The sequence below is a fragment of the Sphingomonas kyeonggiensis genome (assembly GCF_014204495.1).
In the GTDB taxonomy this organism is placed as follows: domain Bacteria; phylum Pseudomonadota; class Alphaproteobacteria; order Sphingomonadales; family Sphingomonadaceae; genus Sphingomonas; species Sphingomonas kyeonggiensis_A.
The window spans coordinates 254079-271848 of the sequence record NZ_JACHLN010000003.1; the positions used below are offsets into that span (position 1 = coordinate 254079).

At 65.8% G+C, this 17770-nt stretch carries 9 protein-coding genes and 1 pseudogene; 6 read left to right on the forward strand and 4 right to left on the reverse strand.

Translation table 11 applies throughout. The annotated features are described in order from the left end of the window. Positions 1–99: 99 nt before the first annotated feature. Positions 100–1377 carry a phage tail sheath family protein gene (locus HNP52_RS15495; RefSeq protein ID WP_184168540.1) on the reverse strand — a complete coding sequence of 426 codons (1278 nt, stop codon included), beginning with the start codon at positions 1375–1377 and terminating at the stop codon, positions 100–102. 288 nt (positions 1378–1665) lie between these two features. Between HNP52_RS15495 and rpoB the strand changes: the two genes are divergently transcribed. The 5 genes and pseudogenes from rpoB (at position 1666) to HNP52_RS15520 (ending at position 13150) form a co-directional block, all read left to right on the forward strand. Continuing rightward, positions 1666–5823 (forward strand): DNA-directed RNA polymerase subunit beta, encoded by a 4158-nt coding sequence (rpoB, locus tag HNP52_RS15500; RefSeq protein ID WP_184168541.1) that lies wholly within the window; start codon positions 1666–1668, stop codon positions 5821–5823. 77 nt (positions 5824–5900) lie between these two features. Next, the gene (gene rpoC / locus HNP52_RS15505) at positions 5901–10187 is read left to right on the forward strand and encodes a DNA-directed RNA polymerase subunit beta' (protein ID WP_184168542.1); all 4287 of its coding nucleotides are present in this window, start codon (positions 5901–5903) and stop codon (positions 10185–10187) included. A gap of 172 nt (positions 10188–10359) precedes the next feature. Next, positions 10360–10794 carry a hypothetical protein gene (locus HNP52_RS15510; RefSeq protein WP_184168543.1) on the forward strand — a complete coding sequence of 145 codons (435 nt, stop codon included), beginning with the start codon at positions 10360–10362 and terminating at the stop codon, positions 10792–10794. A 102-nt stretch (positions 10795–10896) separates the two neighbouring features. Continuing rightward, a pseudogene (locus HNP52_RS15515) lies at positions 10897–11244 on the forward strand (YciI family protein); the annotation flags it as partial. Positions 11245–11476: 232 nt separating this feature from the next. Next, positions 11477–13150, forward strand: a complete 1674-nt coding sequence (locus HNP52_RS15520; protein WP_184168545.1) for a M48 family metallopeptidase — start codon at positions 11477–11479, stop codon at positions 13148–13150. On the opposite strand, the gene HNP52_RS15525 is transcribed toward HNP52_RS15520, so the two are convergent. The 3 genes from HNP52_RS15525 to HNP52_RS15535 all read right to left on the reverse strand — a co-directional run bounded on the left by HNP52_RS15525 (position 13147) and on the right by HNP52_RS15535 (position 15746). Continuing rightward, positions 13147–13410 carry a hypothetical protein gene (locus HNP52_RS15525; RefSeq protein WP_184168546.1) on the reverse strand — a complete coding sequence of 88 codons (264 nt, stop codon included), beginning with the start codon at positions 13408–13410 and terminating at the stop codon, positions 13147–13149. The two genes, HNP52_RS15520 and HNP52_RS15525, sit on opposite strands and share 4 nt — an antisense overlap. A gap of 44 nt (positions 13411–13454) precedes the next feature. Next, entirely contained in the window at positions 13455–14381 is a 927-nt protein-coding gene (locus HNP52_RS15530; RefSeq protein WP_184168547.1) for a sulfotransferase domain-containing protein, read from the reverse strand. Between the two features lie 219 nt (positions 14382–14600). Then, positions 14601–15746: a carbohydrate porin gene (locus HNP52_RS15535; protein WP_311768485.1), complete on the reverse strand. Its 1146-nt coding sequence runs from the start codon at positions 15744–15746 to the stop codon at positions 14601–14603. Positions 15747–15895: 149 nt separating this feature from the next. Here HNP52_RS15535 and HNP52_RS15540 point away from each other — a divergent pair, with 149 nt between their 5' ends. Then, positions 15896–17653: a methyl-accepting chemotaxis protein gene (locus HNP52_RS15540; RefSeq protein ID WP_311768486.1), complete on the forward strand. Its 1758-nt coding sequence runs from the start codon at positions 15896–15898 to the stop codon at positions 17651–17653. The last annotated feature ends 117 nt before the right edge of the window (positions 17654–17770 follow it).

Sequence of the window (17770 nt, forward strand, 5' to 3'; positions counted from 1 at the left end):
GAATGGAACCCGGATTCCGTCGCGAAGGAGGCTCGAAACTGCGATGAACAGTGGGAGGGAAGCGATGAATAACGCTGTTAATTCAACGTTCACGCAGGATTAGGCCGTCTGCATTTCCTGCTCGATCCCCAAAAGGATGAACTCGGCGGGACGCGCTATCGCCACCCCGATCTCGAGACGCAGCCTGCCCTCCGCCACGTCCTGCGCCGTCATCGTCGTGCCCAGCCCGACCAATACGAAATAGGCGTCGGAGGGCTTGGCACCCTGCAAGGCGCCCGCTTGCCACAAGGTGACAAGGAAGTTCTCGACCATGGCCTTCACCCTGCCCCAGGTCGAACTGTTGTTGGGCTCGAAGGCGAAGGCCTGCATCGCCCGGTCAATCGACTGCTCGACATAGATGCAGGCACGGCGGACCGCGAGATAGCGCCAATCGTCGCTGTTCCCGTCGAGCGTGCGCGCACCCCAGACCACGAGATTGTAGCCGGGGATGAAACGGAGGATGTCGACGGCCACGCCGTCCAGCGGCGCGTTGAAATCCCCCTGCTCGTCGCCGCCCATTCGAAAAGCCAGATCCGCGACGCCGCCGGACTGCGGATCCGCGACGACCTCGAACTGAACGCCGGCGGGCGGGACCCAGACGCCTTTCGCAAGATCGCTCCGCGCCCAGACCCCGGCAACCGCGCCGCTGGGCGGGGTGACCAGGTCGGCACCCGGCCCGCCCGGATATTGCAGCTTCAGCGCCGGGGCATAGGCCGCGCCATAGCTTGCAAATTCCGCAACCGGCGCCAGCGCCGCGCCGAGATCGGCGCGCGCCTGGCGAAGCGCCGGCAGGTCGGCTGCCTGAATGCAGCCGGGCAGATCGAGGATCGCCATCCGGTTCCGCAAGGTGCCGGCCTGGCGGAGCATCGCCTGGATCAGGCGCGCATGATCAGGCGTGGAGAGCAGGCAGGCCTCGGGCACGACCAGCATGGTGATCTCCGCGACCTCCCCGGCCACCGCGAGCGCGGCCAGCAGCGCGTCCGCCACAGGCGCGGCAAGCCGCCAGTCCCCGGTTGCTTCGGGCGCCGTCTCCGGCGCCTGCCCTTCCCAATAGCTCCCGGCGGAAATCACCTGGCAGGCCGTGCCGCCATTGGCGAAGAACAGCCCGATCTGGGCGGCGAGCTGGAACGTGGCGCCGGCGGGCGGCATGCCGCCGAACCGGAACGCAAACTCCTGCGCCGATGATATCCGCACCGCTTCGCCATAGGCGCCGAACGCCGCGAACTCCGTAAAGCCGATAAAGGCGGGCATCGCGGTAGTCACGCCCTGCACTTCCGGTACCGGCGACGGGATCTCCTCGACATAGACGCCGGGCGTCTTGTAGCTGCGCTCCGTCATCCCGTTTCCTTTCGCCATCAGGCTAGCCGCATGGGCAGTTTCCGCCAAACCCGGCTTGCACCGGTTTGACAGAAAGCCACCGCCTACCTATATCGCGCTTCCTACCACGGCTCCGGGAAATGATGCGTCGTCGCGCAACGCATCGGGCGAATTGGGGTCGCGGTCTCATAAGACGCTGAAAGCTGCCGAAACCCGAAATGGGAGTCGCGCGGCTTTTTCTGCGTCTTTCCGCACGTCCCGGCCCCGGACAGGGGCACCGAAATTACGGCTGACGAGGCAAAAACACCCATGGCAACCAAGGCAATCGAGGGCGGCACGTTCAAGCGCCGCATCCGCAAGGTGTTCGGCGACATCCACGAAGTGGTGCAGATGCCGAACCTGATCGAGGTTCAGCGCGAATCCTACGAGCAGTTCCTGCGGTCCAATCCCTCGATCGGCTACGTCTCCGGCCTCGAGAAGACCCTGCGCTCGGTCTTCCCGATCCGCGACTTCGCCGGCACCGCCGAGCTCGACTTCGTGAACTACGAGCTCGAGAATCCGAAGTTCGACGTGGAAGAGTGCCGCCAGCGCGGCATCACCTATGCTGCTCCGATGCGCGTTACCCTGCGCCTGATCGTGTTCGAGGTCGACCCCGATACGGAAGCCCGTTCGGTGCTCGATATCAAGGAGCAGGACGTCTACATGGGCGACATGCCGCTCATGACCGAGAACGGCACCTTCTTCATCAACGGCACTGAGCGCGTGATCGTGTCGCAGATGCACCGCTCGCCGGGCGTGCTGTTCGACCATGACCGCGGCAAGACCCATGCCTCGGGCAAGTATCTCTTCGCCGCGCGCGTGATCCCGTATCGCGGCTCGTGGCTGGACTTCGAGTTCGACGCCAAGGACATCGTCAACGTCCGCATCGACCGCAAGCGCAAGCTGCCGGTGACGTCGCTGCTCTATGCCCTGGGCCTGAGCGGCGAGGACATCCTCAACTATTTCTACAACCGCGTGACCTTCGTCCGCGGCCCGAACGGCTGGCAGATTCCGTTCGACCCGACCAACTGGCGCGGCGCCAAGCCGTCGTTCGACATCGTCGACGCCAAGTCGGGCGAAGTGATCTTCCCGGCCGGCCAGAAGATCAGCCCGCGCGCCGCCAACAAGGCGCAGAAGGACGGTCTCGAGACCCTGCTGATCCCGACCGACGAGATCTTCGGCCGCTATTCGGCCTATGACCTCATCAACGAGGCGACCGGCGAGATCTATATCGAAGCCGGCGACGAAGTCTCGGCCGAGAACCTGGAGAAGCTGGACAAGGCCGGCATCGACCGCGTCGAGCTGCTCGACATCGACCATATCTCGACCGGTCCGTGGATCCGCAACACCCTCGCCGCCGACAAGGCCGAGGAGCGTCAGCAGGCGCTTGCCGACATCTATCGCGTCATGCGCCCCGGCGAACCGCCGACGCTCGAGACCGCAGAGTCGCTGTTCGCCGGCCTGTTCTTCGATCCGGAGCGCTATGACCTCTCGGCCGTGGGCCGCGTGAAGCTCAACATGCGCCTCGACCTCGACGCCGAGGACACCGTCACCACGCTGCGCACCGAGGACATCCTCGCTGTCGTCAAGACGCTCGTCGACCTGAAGGACGGCAAGGGCGAAGTCGACGACATCGACAACCTCGGCAACCGTCGCGTGCGTTCGGTGGGCGAGCTGCTCGAGAACCAGTACCGCGTCGGCCTGCTCCGCATGGAGCGCGCCGTGAAGGAGCGCATGAGCTCGGTCGACGTGTCGACCGTGATGCCGAACGACCTGATCAACGCGAAGCCGGCGGTTGCCGCGGTTCGCGAGTTCTTCGGCTCGTCGCAGCTCTCGCAGTTCATGGACCAGACCAACCCGCTCTCCGAAGTGACGCACAAGCGTCGCGTCTCGGCGCTCGGGCCGGGCGGTCTCACCCGTGAGCGCGCAGGCTTCGAAGTCCGCGACGTTCACCCGACCCACTATGGCCGTATCTGCCCGATCGAAACGCCGGAAGGCCCGAACATCGGTCTGATCAACTCGCTGGCGAGCTTCTCGCGCGTCAACAAGTATGGCTTCATCGAGACCCCGTACCGCAAGGTGATCGACGGCGTGGTGACCAACGAGGTCGTCTATCTGTCGGCAATGGAAGAGGCGAAGCACACGATCGCGCAGGCTTCGGCCGAGGTCGATGCCGATCACCGCTTCACCGAAGAGCTGATCTCGGCCCGCCAGGCCGGCGAGTTCCTGATGGCGCTGCCGGAGACGGTGACGCTGATGGACGTGTCGCCGAAGCAGCTCGTCTCGGTCGCAGCGTCGCTTATTCCGTTCCTGGAAAACGACGACGCGAACCGCGCACTGATGGGCTCGAACATGCAGCGCCAGGCCGTGCCGCTGGTGAAGGCGGAAGCGCCCTTCGTCGGCACCGGCATGGAAGAGACCGTCGCCCGTGACTCGGGCGCCGCGATCGCGGCTCGCCGCGGCGGCGTCGTCGACCAGGTCGATGCGACCCGTATCGTCATCCGCGCGACCGGCGAGGTCTCGGCGGAAGAGAGCGGCGTCGACATCTACACGCTGATGAAGTTCGAGCGCTCGAACCAGTCGACCTGCATCAACCAGCGTCCGCTGGTGAAGGTGGGCGAGACGGTCAACGCCGGCGACATCATCGCCGACGGCCCGTCGACCGAGTTCGGCGAGCTGGCCCTGGGCCGCAACGCGCTCGTCGCGTTCATGCCCTGGAACGGCTACAACTACGAGGACTCGATCCTGATCTCCGAGCGGATCGTGAAGGACGACGTGTTCACGTCGATCCATATCGACGAGTTCGAAGTGATGGCCCGCGACACCAAGCTCGGGCCGGAGGACATCACCCGCGACATCCCGAACGTCGGCGAGGAAGCGCTGCGCAACCTCGACGAGGCCGGCATCGTCTATGTCGGCGCCGAAGTGGAGCCGGGCGACATCCTGGTCGGCAAGATCACCCCGAAGGGTGAATCGCCGATGACGCCGGAAGAGAAGCTCCTCCGCGCGATCTTCGGCGAAAAGGCCAGCGACGTGCGCGACACCTCGCTCCGCCTGCCCCCGGGCGTGGCCGGCACGATCGTCGACGTCCGCGTGTTCAACCGTCACGGCATCGACAAGGACGAGCGTGCCCTGGCGATCGAGCGCGAGGAAATCGAGCGCCTGAAGAAGGACAGCGACGACGAGCGCAACATTCTCAACCGCGCGACCTGGTCGCGTCTGCGCGAGATGCTGCTCGGCCAAGTCGCGACCGCGACGCCGAAGGGCCTGAAGAAGGGCGCCGAGATCGACGCCGACCTGCTCGACAGCGTGGATCGTCACGAATGGTGGAAGTTCGCCGTCGCTGACGACAAGGTCCAGGGCGACCTCGAGGCGGTGAAGGGCCAGTATGACGAGGCCGTGAAGCGCATCAAGGACAAGTTCGAGGACCGCCGCGAGAAGCTCGAGCGCGGTGACGAGCTGCCGCCGGGCGTGCTCAAGATGGTCAAGGTCTTCGTCGCGGTGAAGCGCAAGCTGCAGCCGGGCGACAAGATGGCCGGCCGTCACGGCAACAAGGGCGTCATCTCGCGGATCCTGCCGCAGGAAGACATGCCGTTCCTCGAGGACGGTACCCCGGTCGACCTGGTGCTGAACCCGCTCGGCGTGCCTTCGCGCATGAACGTCGGTCAGATCTTCGAGACGCATCTTGGCTGGGCTGCCCGCAACCTGGGCATGCAGGTCGCCAAGCAGCTCGAAGAGTGGCGCGAGCAGAATCCGGAAGCGGTTGCGGGCGAGATGCCCGACGCCGTCAAGGACCGCCTCAAGGTCGTCTATGGCGATCACTATGCCGAAGAGATCGAGGCGCGCAGCCCCGAGCAGGTCAACGAGCTGATCCAGAACGTCCGCACGGGCATTCCGATGGGCACCCCGGTGTTCGACGGCGCGCGTGAGGCTGACGTTTCGGACATGCTGGAGCTGGCGGGTCTCGATACCTCGGGCCAGTCGACCCTGTTCGACGGCCGCACCGGCGACGCGTTCGACCGCAAGGTTACCGTGGGCATCATCTACATGCTGAAGCTCCACCACCTTGTGGACGACAAGATCCACGCGCGTTCGATCGGCCCGTACTCGCTCGTCACCCAGCAGCCGCTGGGCGGCAAGGCGCAGTTCGGTGGCCAGCGCTTCGGCGAAATGGAGGTCTGGGCCCTGCAGGCGTATGGCGCTGCCTACACGCTGCAGGAGATGCTGACGGTGAAGTCGGACGACGTGGTCGGCCGCACCAAGGTCTACGAAGCGATCGTCAAGGGCGACGACACCTTCGAGGCCGGCATCCCCGAGAGCTTCAACGTGCTCGTCAAGGAAATGCGCTCGCTGGGCCTCAACGTCGAACTCAAGGCGCTGGAAGACGGCACCGAGGACGACGCCGGCCTGGCCGAGGCGGCGGAATAACGGGATCGGGCGCTGCCTCCGGGTAGCGCCCTTCCCCTCCCCGCCCAGAAGAATTGACCCTCCAGAGGGACTGAAAAATGAACGAACTTACCAACTTCGCGAACCCGCTCGCCAAGCCGGAAACCTTCGACCAGATCCAGATCGGCATCGCATCGCCGGATCGGATCCGCTCGTGGTCGTTCGGCGAGATCAAGAAGCCGGAAACCATCAACTATCGCACGTTCAAGCCCGAGCGTGACGGCTTGTTCTGCGCGCGCATCTTCGGTCCGATCAAGGATTACGAGTGCCTGTGCGGCAAGTACAAGCGCATGAAGTACAAGGGCATCGTCTGCGAAAAGTGCGGCGTGGAAGTGACCGTCTCGAAGGTCCGCCGCGAGCGCATGGGCCATATCGAGCTGGCCGCCCCGGTCGCGCACATCTGGTTCCTCAAGTCGCTGCCGTCGCGCATCGGCCTGCTGCTCGACATGCAGCTCAAGCAGCTCGAGCGCGTGCTGTACTTCGAGAGCTACATCGTCACCGAGCCGGGCCTGACCCCGCTCGAGAAGTTCCAGCTCCTCACCGAGGACGAACTGCTCGACGCGCAGGATGAGTATGGCGAAGACGCGTTCTCGGCCGGCATCGGCGCCGAGGCGGTCAAGATCATGCTCATGGATCTCGACCTGGAAGGCGAGCGCAAGGAGCTCCTCGAGGAGCTGGCGGTCACCAAGTCGGAACTGAAGCCGAAGAAGATCATCAAGCGGCTGAAGGTCGTCGAGAGCTTCATCGATTCGGGCAACCGCCCCGAGTGGATGATCCTCGACGTCGTCCCGGTCATCCCGCCCGAGCTGCGCCCGCTGGTGCCGCTGGACGGCGGCCGCTTCGCGACCTCGGATCTCAACGATCTGTATCGCCGCGTGATCAACCGCAACAACCGCCTGAAGCGCCTGATGGAGCTGCGCGCGCCGGACATCATCGTCCGCAACGAAAAGCGCATGCTCCAGGAAGCCGTTGACGCGCTGTTCGACAACGGCCGCCGCGGCCGCACGATCACCGGTGCCAACAAGCGTCCGCTCAAGTCGCTGTCCGACATGCTCAAGGGCAAGCAGGGCCGCTTCCGTCAGAACCTGCTCGGCAAGCGCGTCGACTATTCGGGCCGTTCGGTCATCGTGACCGGTCCGGAACTCAAGCTGCACCAGTGCGGCCTGCCGAAGAAGATGGCGCTCGAGCTGTTCAAGCCGTTCATCTACGCCCGCCTGGACGCCAAGGGTCTCTCGATGACCCTGAAGCAGGCCAAGAAGTGGGTCGAGAAGGAGCGCAAGGAAGTCTGGGACATCCTGGACGAGGTGATCCGCGAGCACCCGGTTCTGCTGAACCGCGCGCCGACGCTCCACCGCCTGGGCATCCAGGCGTTCGAGCCGGTGCTGATCGAGGGCAAGGCGATCCAGCTCCACCCGCTGGTCTGCTCGGCCTTCAACGCCGACTTCGACGGTGACCAGATGGCCGTGCACGTTCCGCTGAGCCTCGAGGCCCAGCTGGAAGCGCGCGTCCTGATGATGTCGACCAACAACATCCTGTCGCCCGCGAACGGCAAGCCGATCATCGTGCCGTCGCAGGACATGGTGCTGGGTCTCTATTACCTGTCGATGCTCAAGGAAGGCGAGCCCGGCGAGGGCATGCTGCTCGGCGACATGGCCGAAGTACACCAGGCCCTCGAGGCCGGCGCCGTCACCCTGCACACCAAGGTGATCAGCCGCGTTCCGCAGACCGACGAGGAAGGCAACACCTACCTCAAGCGCTTCGAGACCACCCCGGGCCGCATGCTGCTCGGCGAGTGCCTCCCGAAGAGCCACAAGGTGCCGTTCGACACCGTCAACCGCCTCCTCACCAAGAAGGACGTGGGCGACGTGATCGACGAGGTGTATCGCCACACCGGCCAGAAGGAGACCGTGCTGTTCGCCGACGCGATCATGGCGCTCGGCTTCCGTCACGCGTTCCGCGCGGGCATCTCGTTCGGCAAGGACGACATGATCATCCCGGCGAGCAAGGAAGCGATGGTCGACGAGACCCGCGCCCTGGTGAAGGACTATGAGCAGCAGTATCAGGACGGCCTGATCACGCAGCAGGAGAAGTACAACAAGGTGATCGACGCCTGGAGCCGTTGCGGCGACCAGGTGGCGGGCGCCATGATGGACGAGATCAAGGCTGTGAAGCGCTTCGAGGACGGCCCCAACAAGGGCCGCGAGAAGCCGATCAACGCGATCTACATGATGGCCCACTCGGGTGCGCGTGGTTCGCAGGCGCAGATCAAGCAGCTTGCCGGCATGCGCGGCCTGATGGCCAAGCCGTCGGGCGAGATCATCGAAACGCCGATCATCTCGAACTTCAAGGAAGGCCTGACCGTCCTTGAGTACTTCAACTCCACCCACGGCGCCCGTAAGGGCCTGGCGGACACCGCGCTCAAGACGGCGAACTCGGGTTACCTGACCCGCCGTCTGGTCGACGTGTCGCAGGACTGCGTGATCATGGAGCTGGATTGCGGCACCGAGCGGGCGCTGGAAATGCGCGCGATCGTGCAAGGCGGCTCGACCATTGCTTCGCTCGGCGAGCGCATTCTCGGTCGCACGACCGCGGAAGACGTGGTCGACAAGGACGGCAACGTGGTCATCCCGACCGGCACCCTGCTCGACGAGCCGGCCGTGGCGAAGATCGAGGCCCTGAACATTCCGGGCATGAAGATCCGCTCGCCGCTGGTCTGCGAAGCCAAGATCGGTGTCTGCGGCAAGTGCTACGGGCGTGACCTCGCCCGCGGTACCCCGGTGAACATCGGCGAGGCCGTCGGCGTCATCGCGGCGCAGTCGATCGGTGAGCCGGGCACGCAGCTGACCATGCGCACCTTCCACATCGGTGGTGCGGCGCAGCTGAACGAAACCTCGAACCTCGAGGCAGCTGTCGACGGTACCGTCGAGTTCCGCGACCTGCGCCTGATCGAGGATCAGCGCGGCCGCCGCGTGGTGCTCAGCCGTTCGGGTGAGATCGCCATCCTCGACATGGAAGGCCGCGAGCTCGCGGTCGATCGCATCCCCTATGGTGCGTATGTCATGTTCGACGACGGCCACATCATCTCGAAGGGTGATCGCATGGCCGAATGGGATCCGTTCACCATGCCGGTGATCACGGAAACCGGCGGTGTCGTGAAGTACCAGGACCTGCTCGACAACAAGACGCTGACCGAGCAGGTCGACGAAGCGACGGGCATCGCCCAGCGCGTCGTCACCGAGTATCGCGCGGCCAGCAAGTCGAAGGAGGATCTGCGTCCTCGCCTGACCCTGACCGGCGAAGGTGCCGCCGAAGCCGCCCGCTACATGCTGGCGCCGGGCGCGGTGCTCTCGGTCGAGGACGGTGCGACCGTGCAGGCCGGTGACGTTCTCGCCCGTGTCGCTCGCGAATCCGCGAAGACCCGCGACATCACCGGCGGTCTGCCGCGCGTCGCCGAGCTCTTCGAGGCCCGCAAGCCGAAGGAAAATGCGATCATCGCGAAGGTCTCGGGCCGTGTCGTGTTCGGCAAGGACTACAAGGCCAAGCGCAAGATCGGCATCCAGCCCGAGGACGGCGGAGAGGTCGTGGAGTATCTGGTTCCGAAGTCGAAGGTGATCGACGTCCAGGAAGGCGACTACGTGAAGCGTGGCGACAACCTGATCGGCGGCTCGCCCGATCCGCACGACATTCTCGAGGTGCTCGGCATCGAGCCCCTGGCGGAATATCTCGTGTCGGAAATCCAGGAAGTCTATCGACTGCAGGGCGTGAAGATCAACGACAAGCACATCGAGGTGATCGTTCGCCAGATGCTGCAGAAGGTTGAGATCACCGAGGCCGGCGACACCACCCTGCTCCCCGGCGAGCAGGTGGACCGTACCGAGATGGACGAGACCAACGAGAAGCTGGCTCCGGGTCAGGCCCCCGCACAGGGCAAGCCGATCCTGCTCGGCATCACCAAGGCGTCGCTGCAGACCCGCAGCTTCATCTCGGCGGCGTCGTTCCAGGAGACCACCCGCGTCCTCACCGAGGCTGCGGTCCAGGGCAAGCAGGACACGCTGATCGGTCTCAAGGAGAACGTGATCGTGGGCCGTCTCATCCCCGCCGGCACCGGCGCGGGCATGAACCGCCTGCGTGTCGCCGCGACGAGCCGCGACGCCGCCCTCCGCGTCCAGCAGCGCGCGCTGCAGAACGCACTGGTGGCGCCGAACTCGGCCGCCGAAGAGCATGCCGCCGAGCTCGCCCGCTCGGTGCGTGACTCGGAAGGCACCGGCAGCGATCCGCTCGCCTCGGTCGTGCCCTCGGGCCATGGCACCGATGCCGATGCCGGGGACTATCTGACCGAGGAGTGATCTCCTCGCGACGTTAGGAACTGACGCAAGAAACACCGTCGTCCGGGCAACCGGGCGGCGGTTTTCTTTTGGGGCGAGCCGAGCGGTTTGCGCGGCCGTCCGGGTGTGGCGCGATTGCCTGTGTCACCCTGCTCCGGCGAGAATGCGCGCGGGCGGGGCATTGGAGAGACACATGCTTCGCCACGTGCCTGCCGTCCTGCTGATCCTCGGCCCCGTCCCGATGGCCGAAGCCGATCCCGCGCTTGCCGCCCAGCGCACCGGGCAATGCTCGATGAATTCCCTGCCAGAACCGGAGAAGCGCCGCCTGATCGAAGGCTACAAGCTGCGCCTGAAGACCCAGGGCCGCGCCAGCGCCGATGCCTGGGCGAAATCGCAGGAGGAATCGACCTACCAGCGGCTCGTGGCGCAAGGTTCCTGCCCCGCCACCCGCGCCACCGCCCCACGCCAGACCGCGAGAGCTCCCGCCCCCGCGCGCACGGCAGGCAAGAAGGTGATCCTCAACAAGCAAGGCAAGCCGTGCCGCAACATCACGGTGGAGAACCAGGTGTTCCCCGGCTTCGGCGGCGAACCGATGCGGATGGCGCTGGTGCAGGTCTGCAAGGACTGACGCAGTCCGGGAAATAATCCGGCCCCGGCGATTTCCCCGAACCCCGTTCGTCGTCAGACTGGGAAATACAGGACGCTCCGGCGAACCAGAAGGAGAGGAACGATGCGGGTAATGGTGCTGGTAAAGGCGACCGAGGACAGCGAAGCGGGCCTGATGCCCTCGACCGAACTGCTCGACGCGATGATGAAGTATAATGAGGAGCTGGTGCAGGCCGGGATCATGACCGGCGGCGACGGGCTCAAGCCTTCCTCGGCGGGCGTGCGGATCGCATTCGACGGAGCTGGACGCACCGTGATCGATGGCCCCTTTGCCGCAACCCGCGAGTTGGTCGCCGGCTATTGGCTTTGGGAAGTCAAGGACATGGACGAAGCGATCGCCTGGGCGAAGCGCTGCCCCAATCCGATGCCCGGCCCGAGCGAGCTCGAGATCCGGCCCTTTTACGAGATGGCCGATTTCGGCGCGGAGCTCACGCCCGAGATCGCCGAGCGCGAGGCCCGGCTGCGCGAGCAGACCGAGAACCGCTGACCGCCGCGATCGACAAGCACTGGAGCGGGGCAATCGCGCTTCGCTTCACAGGGCCGTCACGTCGCCATGGGATCGGGGTGGGATTGATCCCTCGGGCCTTCCGGGGGATGATGGATGCACTTCGTCTTCGAACGCGTTGAAATCCGGGAACGATGCCATGTCGATCGGTCGCTGCTGCGCGCTTCTGCTCTGCCTGCTCACCCCGGGCCTGGCCCAGGCGCAGACCGGTTCGTCCGACATCATCGTGCAGGGCAATGGCGAGGAGAAGAAGAGCGACTGGCGCCGCGCCGAGACCGCGCATCTGATCGTCTACAGCGACGGCAGCGAAAGCGAACTCAAGCGCGTCATCACCAATCTTGAACGGCTGCACGGCCTGCTTTCGCGCATCTACCGCGGCGGAGCGAAGACGGATGAGACCGCCAAGCTGCAGGTCACGCTGTTCGGCGACGGCAATTTCCAGGACAAGCTGGGCCTGCGCAATGTCCGCGGGATCGAAGGCCCCTATGCCGGCAGCTTCGCCGAGCAGCGCTATTACGACATGCGCGAGGAGGGCGACGTGATCGCCATCGCGCGCAAGGACCAGCTGCTCGACATGAACACCAAGCGCGCCGAAGACCTCGACTGCGCCGACGCGCTGGCCGAAGGCGCCTGGGACTGCCCGTTCCCGCCTCCCTATTTCCCGCCGCTGGTCCGGCGCTGGGACGCGGTGCTCTATTCGGCCTTCGCCCAGCACTTCCTGCGCACCCACACCCCGGACGTGTTCCCGCGCTGGTACATCGACGGGGTCGGCGCGATCTTCTCGACATTGCTGGTGCGCGAGAACGGCGTGATCGATTATGCCCGCGCGCCCGACGGCTACCGCGCCTTCTACCGCGCCTATCAGCCGATCGACGTGGGGGATGTGGTGACCGGCCGCTATCTCGATGCGCCGAAGAACCAGTGGAACCCCTATCAGGCCTGGGCGATCGCCCATTATTTCCTGTTCTCGAACCTGAAGGCCGAGCGATCCAGGCAGTTCCGCACCTATCTGGCCGCGATCGGCCGGGGCAGGCCGATGGCCGAGGCGGCGCAGGTGTTCGGCGACCTGGGCAAGCTGCGCGCCGACCTGACCACCTATCGCGGCAGCGTGCTCGCCTATGCGCGGACCGCCAGGCCGCTGGCGCGCGAGGAGGAGCCGCTGGTCACCCGCCTGTCGCAGACCGGTGGCGCGATGGTCGAGGCCCGTCTCCAGCTGGGCGCACGCCTTGCCCCCTTCCCCACCGATACCGCCGCCGCAGAGCCCTGGCTCAGCCAGTTGCGCGGCAGGCTCGCCTCTCTCCCCTATGAGCCCGAGGCAATGCTGGTCGAGGCCGAGGCCGAATGCCGCGCCGGCCATGCCGATACCTGCCTCACCATGGCCGAGCGCGTATTGGAGAAATCGCCGGACGATATCCGGGCGCTGAGCTGGAAAGGCGTGGCGCTGACGACGCAGGCGGTTGCGGCGCCGGCCGCGGAACGCGCCGCCACACTTGCCATCGCTCGCAAGACGCTGGAGCGCGCAATCCGGCTCGACGGCGAAGCGCCGCTGCCGTTGATCGCCTATTTCCAGAGCTATACCCGCCTCGGCGAGCGCGTGCCCGATACCGCGATGCGCGGTCTGGCCGTCGCGATCCGCGCGGTGCCGGCAGCCCCCGCCCCGCGGCTCTACATGGCGCAGGAGCTGGTGCGGCAGAACCATGCCGATCTCGCCCGCCAGGTCGTCTGGCCGCTGCTCTACGGCGCCGACGACACACCCGAGAAGCGCGCAGCCCAGGCGCTGTTCAACGGCGGCAGTGCCACCGCCGCGCGCTAGTCGCGCTCGAGCTTCCAGGCAGCGTCGAGATATTTCTCGGCAGCCACCCGCAGCGCCGGCTCCTCGTCAAAGGCTTCGGCCGGCAGCGGCGCGATGCCGAGTCCTTCCATCACCACCCACAAGGCGAACTTGCGCGAGGGCTCCTGCTCGACACCGAAATCGATGCGCAGCCGTTCCTCGCCCCGCGCGCGCTCCGCTTCGCTGAGCGCCTCGGGTTCGTCGGTGTCGAAATAGTGGAGTAGCAGTGCGTCGAGGTCCATGTGCCCTACTTCGGCGCACGGACCCCGATCTGCAAGCGGGGCAATTACGCCGCTTCGCCGCTCGCAAGCCATGCGGCGCATTCCGGACCGAGCTCGGCCAGCGCCATCGCCTCGTAATTGGCGACATCCTGGGCAGTCAGCACCTCGCGCCAGCGGCCATTGGTGCCCTTGTTGATGAAGGTCTCCGCCCCGCCGTCCCAGAATACGCCGCCCAGCGGGGCGGACCTGGCGGCGTTGGCCTTCATCCAGTCGAAGCTGCAATGGCGCAGGATACGCGGGAAGCTCTCCGCCTCGATCTCGATGTCGAGGAAGGCCGCGATCTTGCGGATCTCGCCCGCTAGGTCGCGCTTCAGCGCCTCGAAATGGACGAGATGGACGTTGGGCAGGTCGCGCACCGCCCACCAGCTGCGCACATTCTCCCAGAAGGACCAGAAAGGTGCGCCATCGCCGTCGAGCCATTCGCGGAAATATTCGGCGACATCGGGATTGGCACGCGGGATCGGTGGGCCGACCCGGCCGGGCGTGTTGTTGAGGATCTCGTACCAGGCGTCGGTCGCGTGGAAATGATGGTTGTGCAGGCTCCACGCCACGTCGCGGCCGTCACGCGCGACATAGAGATATTTGGCCCTGGGGCTGAAGCGCAGCGCGTCCACCGGCAGGTGCGTCTTCAGGATGCGGCGATGCTCCTGCTCCTCGAGCGCGGCGAGCTTCACCAGCACCGGCGGCACGCGCAGGTCTACCCAGGGCGAGATCTCGGCCACCGAAACCTCGGGATCACCGCCGAAGATCAGCTGCGCGACGATCTGCTGCGTCCAGGTGGTGCCGGCCTTGGCATAGGTCGAGACGACCACATCATCGGCGCGAAACGCCAGATCGTTCCACACGGTCGAATCGAAATGGTGGTTGTGCAGCTCACGCAGCTTACGCGGATACGCCGCCGGCTTCGCAGCCGGCGCAAAGGTCACGGGCATCTCGTCAGTCCTTCAGGGGGTGCGACCAGTGATTTATTCTTGCAACACACCAGCGTCAATTTTCAAATCACGCCAAGTGTTATCAAGATAAACGAGCGCTATAGCCGGGTGCTATACCGTAAAACTGCAGTAATGACTTGAAACAATTGAAACGAGAATTACCGTTGACTATCAGGAGTTTGCGCATCGATTTACCAAAACCGACGCGCAACGCCGCCGTCAGAATTCCAATGTCGCCCGGAGCGTGAGCACGGTCACCCGTGCCGCATCGACATCGCCGCCGCGGTTCCAGATGAACTGCACGTCGGGCTGCAGCGTCAGGAAGTCGGTAAGCTTGTCGGAGAAGGTGAGCTCCACCGCATTCTCGGCCTGGGCGGTGTGCACGCCGTCGCCGCGCAACAGGTCGCGATAGCCCTTCGAAAGATAGGCCTGGTTCACGCCGAACGAGACCTGGCTGTCGTCACGCCCGGGCAGGACATGGGTGGCGAGCACGCCCGCCTGCCAGCCGCCCTTGAACGGGCTGGTCTTGCCGTCCGAGATGCCGGCACGGACGAACAGGCTGGTGGCGAAGGGGCCGTCCTGGTCGCCAAGCGCCTTCTGCGCGATCACATAGGCGCCGCGCGCATGGCGGCGAATCGGATCGCCGGCGCTGTCGGTTTCGGCGATGTCGTCCTGGCGCTCGCTATAGCCCCAGGCGCCCAGCGCGAACTTGTTGCCGTCCTTCTCCACGCCGGCCTCGCCGATCAGCAGCACGCCGTGGTGGAAGTCGAGCGCCGAGCCGCGATCGTCGCCCAGCGCGCCGGCGGTGGCGTTGAGCAGCGCGACCCGCGCGAAGCCCGCGCCACCAAAGCGCTGCTCCAGCCGCACGGCCAGCGCCGTAGTCGGGAAGATCGACGGGCCGTTGGGTCCGGTCGAGGCGATTTCCGAGCCCACGCCGAAGGCCGGCGCGATCAGCAGGCCGGCAGCGTCATTGGCGTAGAATTCGCTGTTGAGGTCATAGAGGCCGGCGCGCAGCGAGGTGGTGGCGCCGAGCTTCTGCTCCACCCAGATCTCGAACAGGCGCAGCTTCGCACTGGCGACTTCGATATTGTCGACGCCCTGCAGCGTACCCGCCGCGTCATTGGGGCGGCCGCCCAGATTGTTGAGCACGTCCACATGGAAGCTCGCGCCGTTCCAGCCGACCAGGCGCTCCAGATCGCCATTCGCCTCGATGTTCAGATCGTCGAGCCCGAAGCTGCGCAGCTTGCGCCGGTCCGCCGCCACGCCCGAGAGATCGGCGCGATAGGTGGCACCGATATCGAGTGCCGGCTCCTGCGCGTCCTGCGCAAATGCCGAAGGAATGACCAGCAGAGAAAGTGCGGACACCGCCGCACCGAAAGTCGCACGCATTGAACAGCCCCAGTTACCGACATCCCCCGGAAACATTTGTAGAGGGCCCGAACCCGCAGCGGACTTTCCACCTATAATTCGTGCTGAAGCCGGATGCCGCGACAGGCACCGCGCGGGAGATTTCCGTGAAGATCACGTCGCTCAACAAGGCAACGACCCAGGCTGCCGCCGTTCTTATCGGCATCACCGCGCTTTCGGGCGGCACCGGGCTGTTCATCGTTGCAAAGGAAAACAGCGCGATCGCCCAGCAGGCGGCCGCCGCGGGCCTGCTCCAGAACCATATGGAAGCGGACATGATGCACGACGCGGTCCGCGCGGACGTGCTCGCCGCGCTGGTCGGCGGCGACGACGCCGCGCGCAAGCAGACGCTCGACGATCTCAAGGATCACCTCGGCACGCTTTCCCGGACGATCAACGAGGATGCCGCCTTCCAGGGCGTAGACAGCATCGTCGCCGCGACCAGCCAGCTCAAGACGCCGATGGACGCCTATGCCGCCGCCGCGCAGAAGATCGTCGACACCGCCGCCAGCGATCCCCTCGCCGCCCGTGCCCAGATGCCCGGCTTCATGGACCAGTTCCGCGCGCTCGAGAAATCGATGGAAAGCGCTTCGGAAGCGATCGAGGGCCACGCGAAGGAAGTCGCCTCCAGCTCGGCCGCGCTCGGCACGGTGGCGATGATCGTCCTGTTCCTCACGCTGCTCGCGGGCATGGCCGCCGCTTTCCTGCTGGCCCAGGCCGCACGCCGCCTGCTCGTACGCCCGCTGCTCGACCTTGCCGACACCATGCGCGCGCTCGACAGCGGCGACCTGTCGGTCAAGGTGCCGCACGCCGCACGCGAGGACGAGCTGGGCGGCATGGCCCAGGCGATCGACGCCTTCCGCGACAAGCTCAAGGCCGCCGAGGAAGCCAAGGAAGCGCAGACCAAGCTGATCGTCGAAACGATCGGCACCAGCCTCGACGCGATGGCGCGCGGCGACCTCAGCGTCGAGATCGATGCCGAGCTCACCGGCCCGTTCGCCGCGCTCAAGCGCAGCTTCAACGATGCCGCGCATGGCCTCCGATCGCTGATCGGCACGGTCGTCACCGGCACCGAGAATATCCGCACCGGCGCCAACGAGATCGCCTCGGCTTCCGAGGATCTCGCCCGTCGCACCGAGCGCAATGCCGCGACGCTTGAAGAGACCAATGCCGCGGTCAACGCGATCGATCACCGCCTCAAGTCGATCGCGCTCTCGGCCAACGAGACGCTGTCGCGTGCCGATGGCGCCATCGCCGTGGTCGGCACCGGCCGCGCGGTCGCCGACGAAGCGGTGCAGGCGATGACTCGCGTCAGCGAAAGCGCCAAGGGCATCGACTCGGTTATCGAAGGCCTCGACAAGATCGCCTTCCAGACCCGCGTTCTCGCGATGAACGCCGCCGTGGAAGCCGGTCGTGCTGGCGAAGCCGGCCGTGGCTTCGCGGTCGTCGCCGATCTCGTCTCCGCGCTCGCGATGCGCGCCGAGGAAGAAGCCGGCCGCGCCCGCGACCAGCTCACCCATACCCAGGCCGAAGTCGTCACCGCGGTCGATGCCGTGATGAAGGTCGATGGCGCACTTGCCGATATCTCGGGCGATGTCGGCCAGGTCCATGCCCTGATCGGCACGATGGCCGAGGACAACAACGCCCAGAGCCATGCGATCAGCCAGGTCAGCGAAGCGATCGGCGACATGGATCGCGGCACCCAGCAGAACGCCGCGATGGTCGAGGAAACCTCGGCAGCCGCGCGCAACCTCACCCAGGAAGTGGATTCGCTGGCGGACAGCGCCGCGAGCTTCACGATCGACGCCCCGCACGGCCACCGCGCCGCGCCGCAGCGCCAGATGGACGGCGCGACCCTGCACTGATCCGGACACATCCGCGCAACAAGCTGTTGCGCGGATGCCGCAGTCGCACAAAAGAAACATAATCGTAATCGAAACGACGCCAAACCGCCGTGTACGGTTCATCTACGTCCTGTTGAG

Coding starts and splice junctions, on each gene's coding strand:
- HNP52_RS15530 (WP_184168547.1), bottom strand. CDS start 14,381: ATGCCCGTGACCTTTGCGCCGGCTGCGAAGCCGGCGGCGTATCCGCGT.
- HNP52_RS15495 (WP_184168540.1), bottom strand. CDS start 1,377: ATGACGGAGCGCAGCTACAAGACGCCCGGCGTCTATGTCGAGGAGATC.
- rpoC (WP_184168542.1), top strand. CDS start 5,901: ATGAACGAACTTACCAACTTCGCGAACCCGCTCGCCAAGCCGGAAACC.
- HNP52_RS15520 (WP_184168545.1), top strand. CDS start 11,477: ATGTCGATCGGTCGCTGCTGCGCGCTTCTGCTCTGCCTGCTCACCCCG.
- HNP52_RS15510 (WP_184168543.1), top strand. CDS start 10,360: ATGCTTCGCCACGTGCCTGCCGTCCTGCTGATCCTCGGCCCCGTCCCG.
- HNP52_RS15525 (WP_184168546.1), bottom strand. CDS start 13,410: ATGGACCTCGACGCACTGCTACTCCACTATTTCGACACCGACGAACCC.
- rpoB (WP_184168541.1), top strand. CDS start 1,666: ATGGCAACCAAGGCAATCGAGGGCGGCACGTTCAAGCGCCGCATCCGC.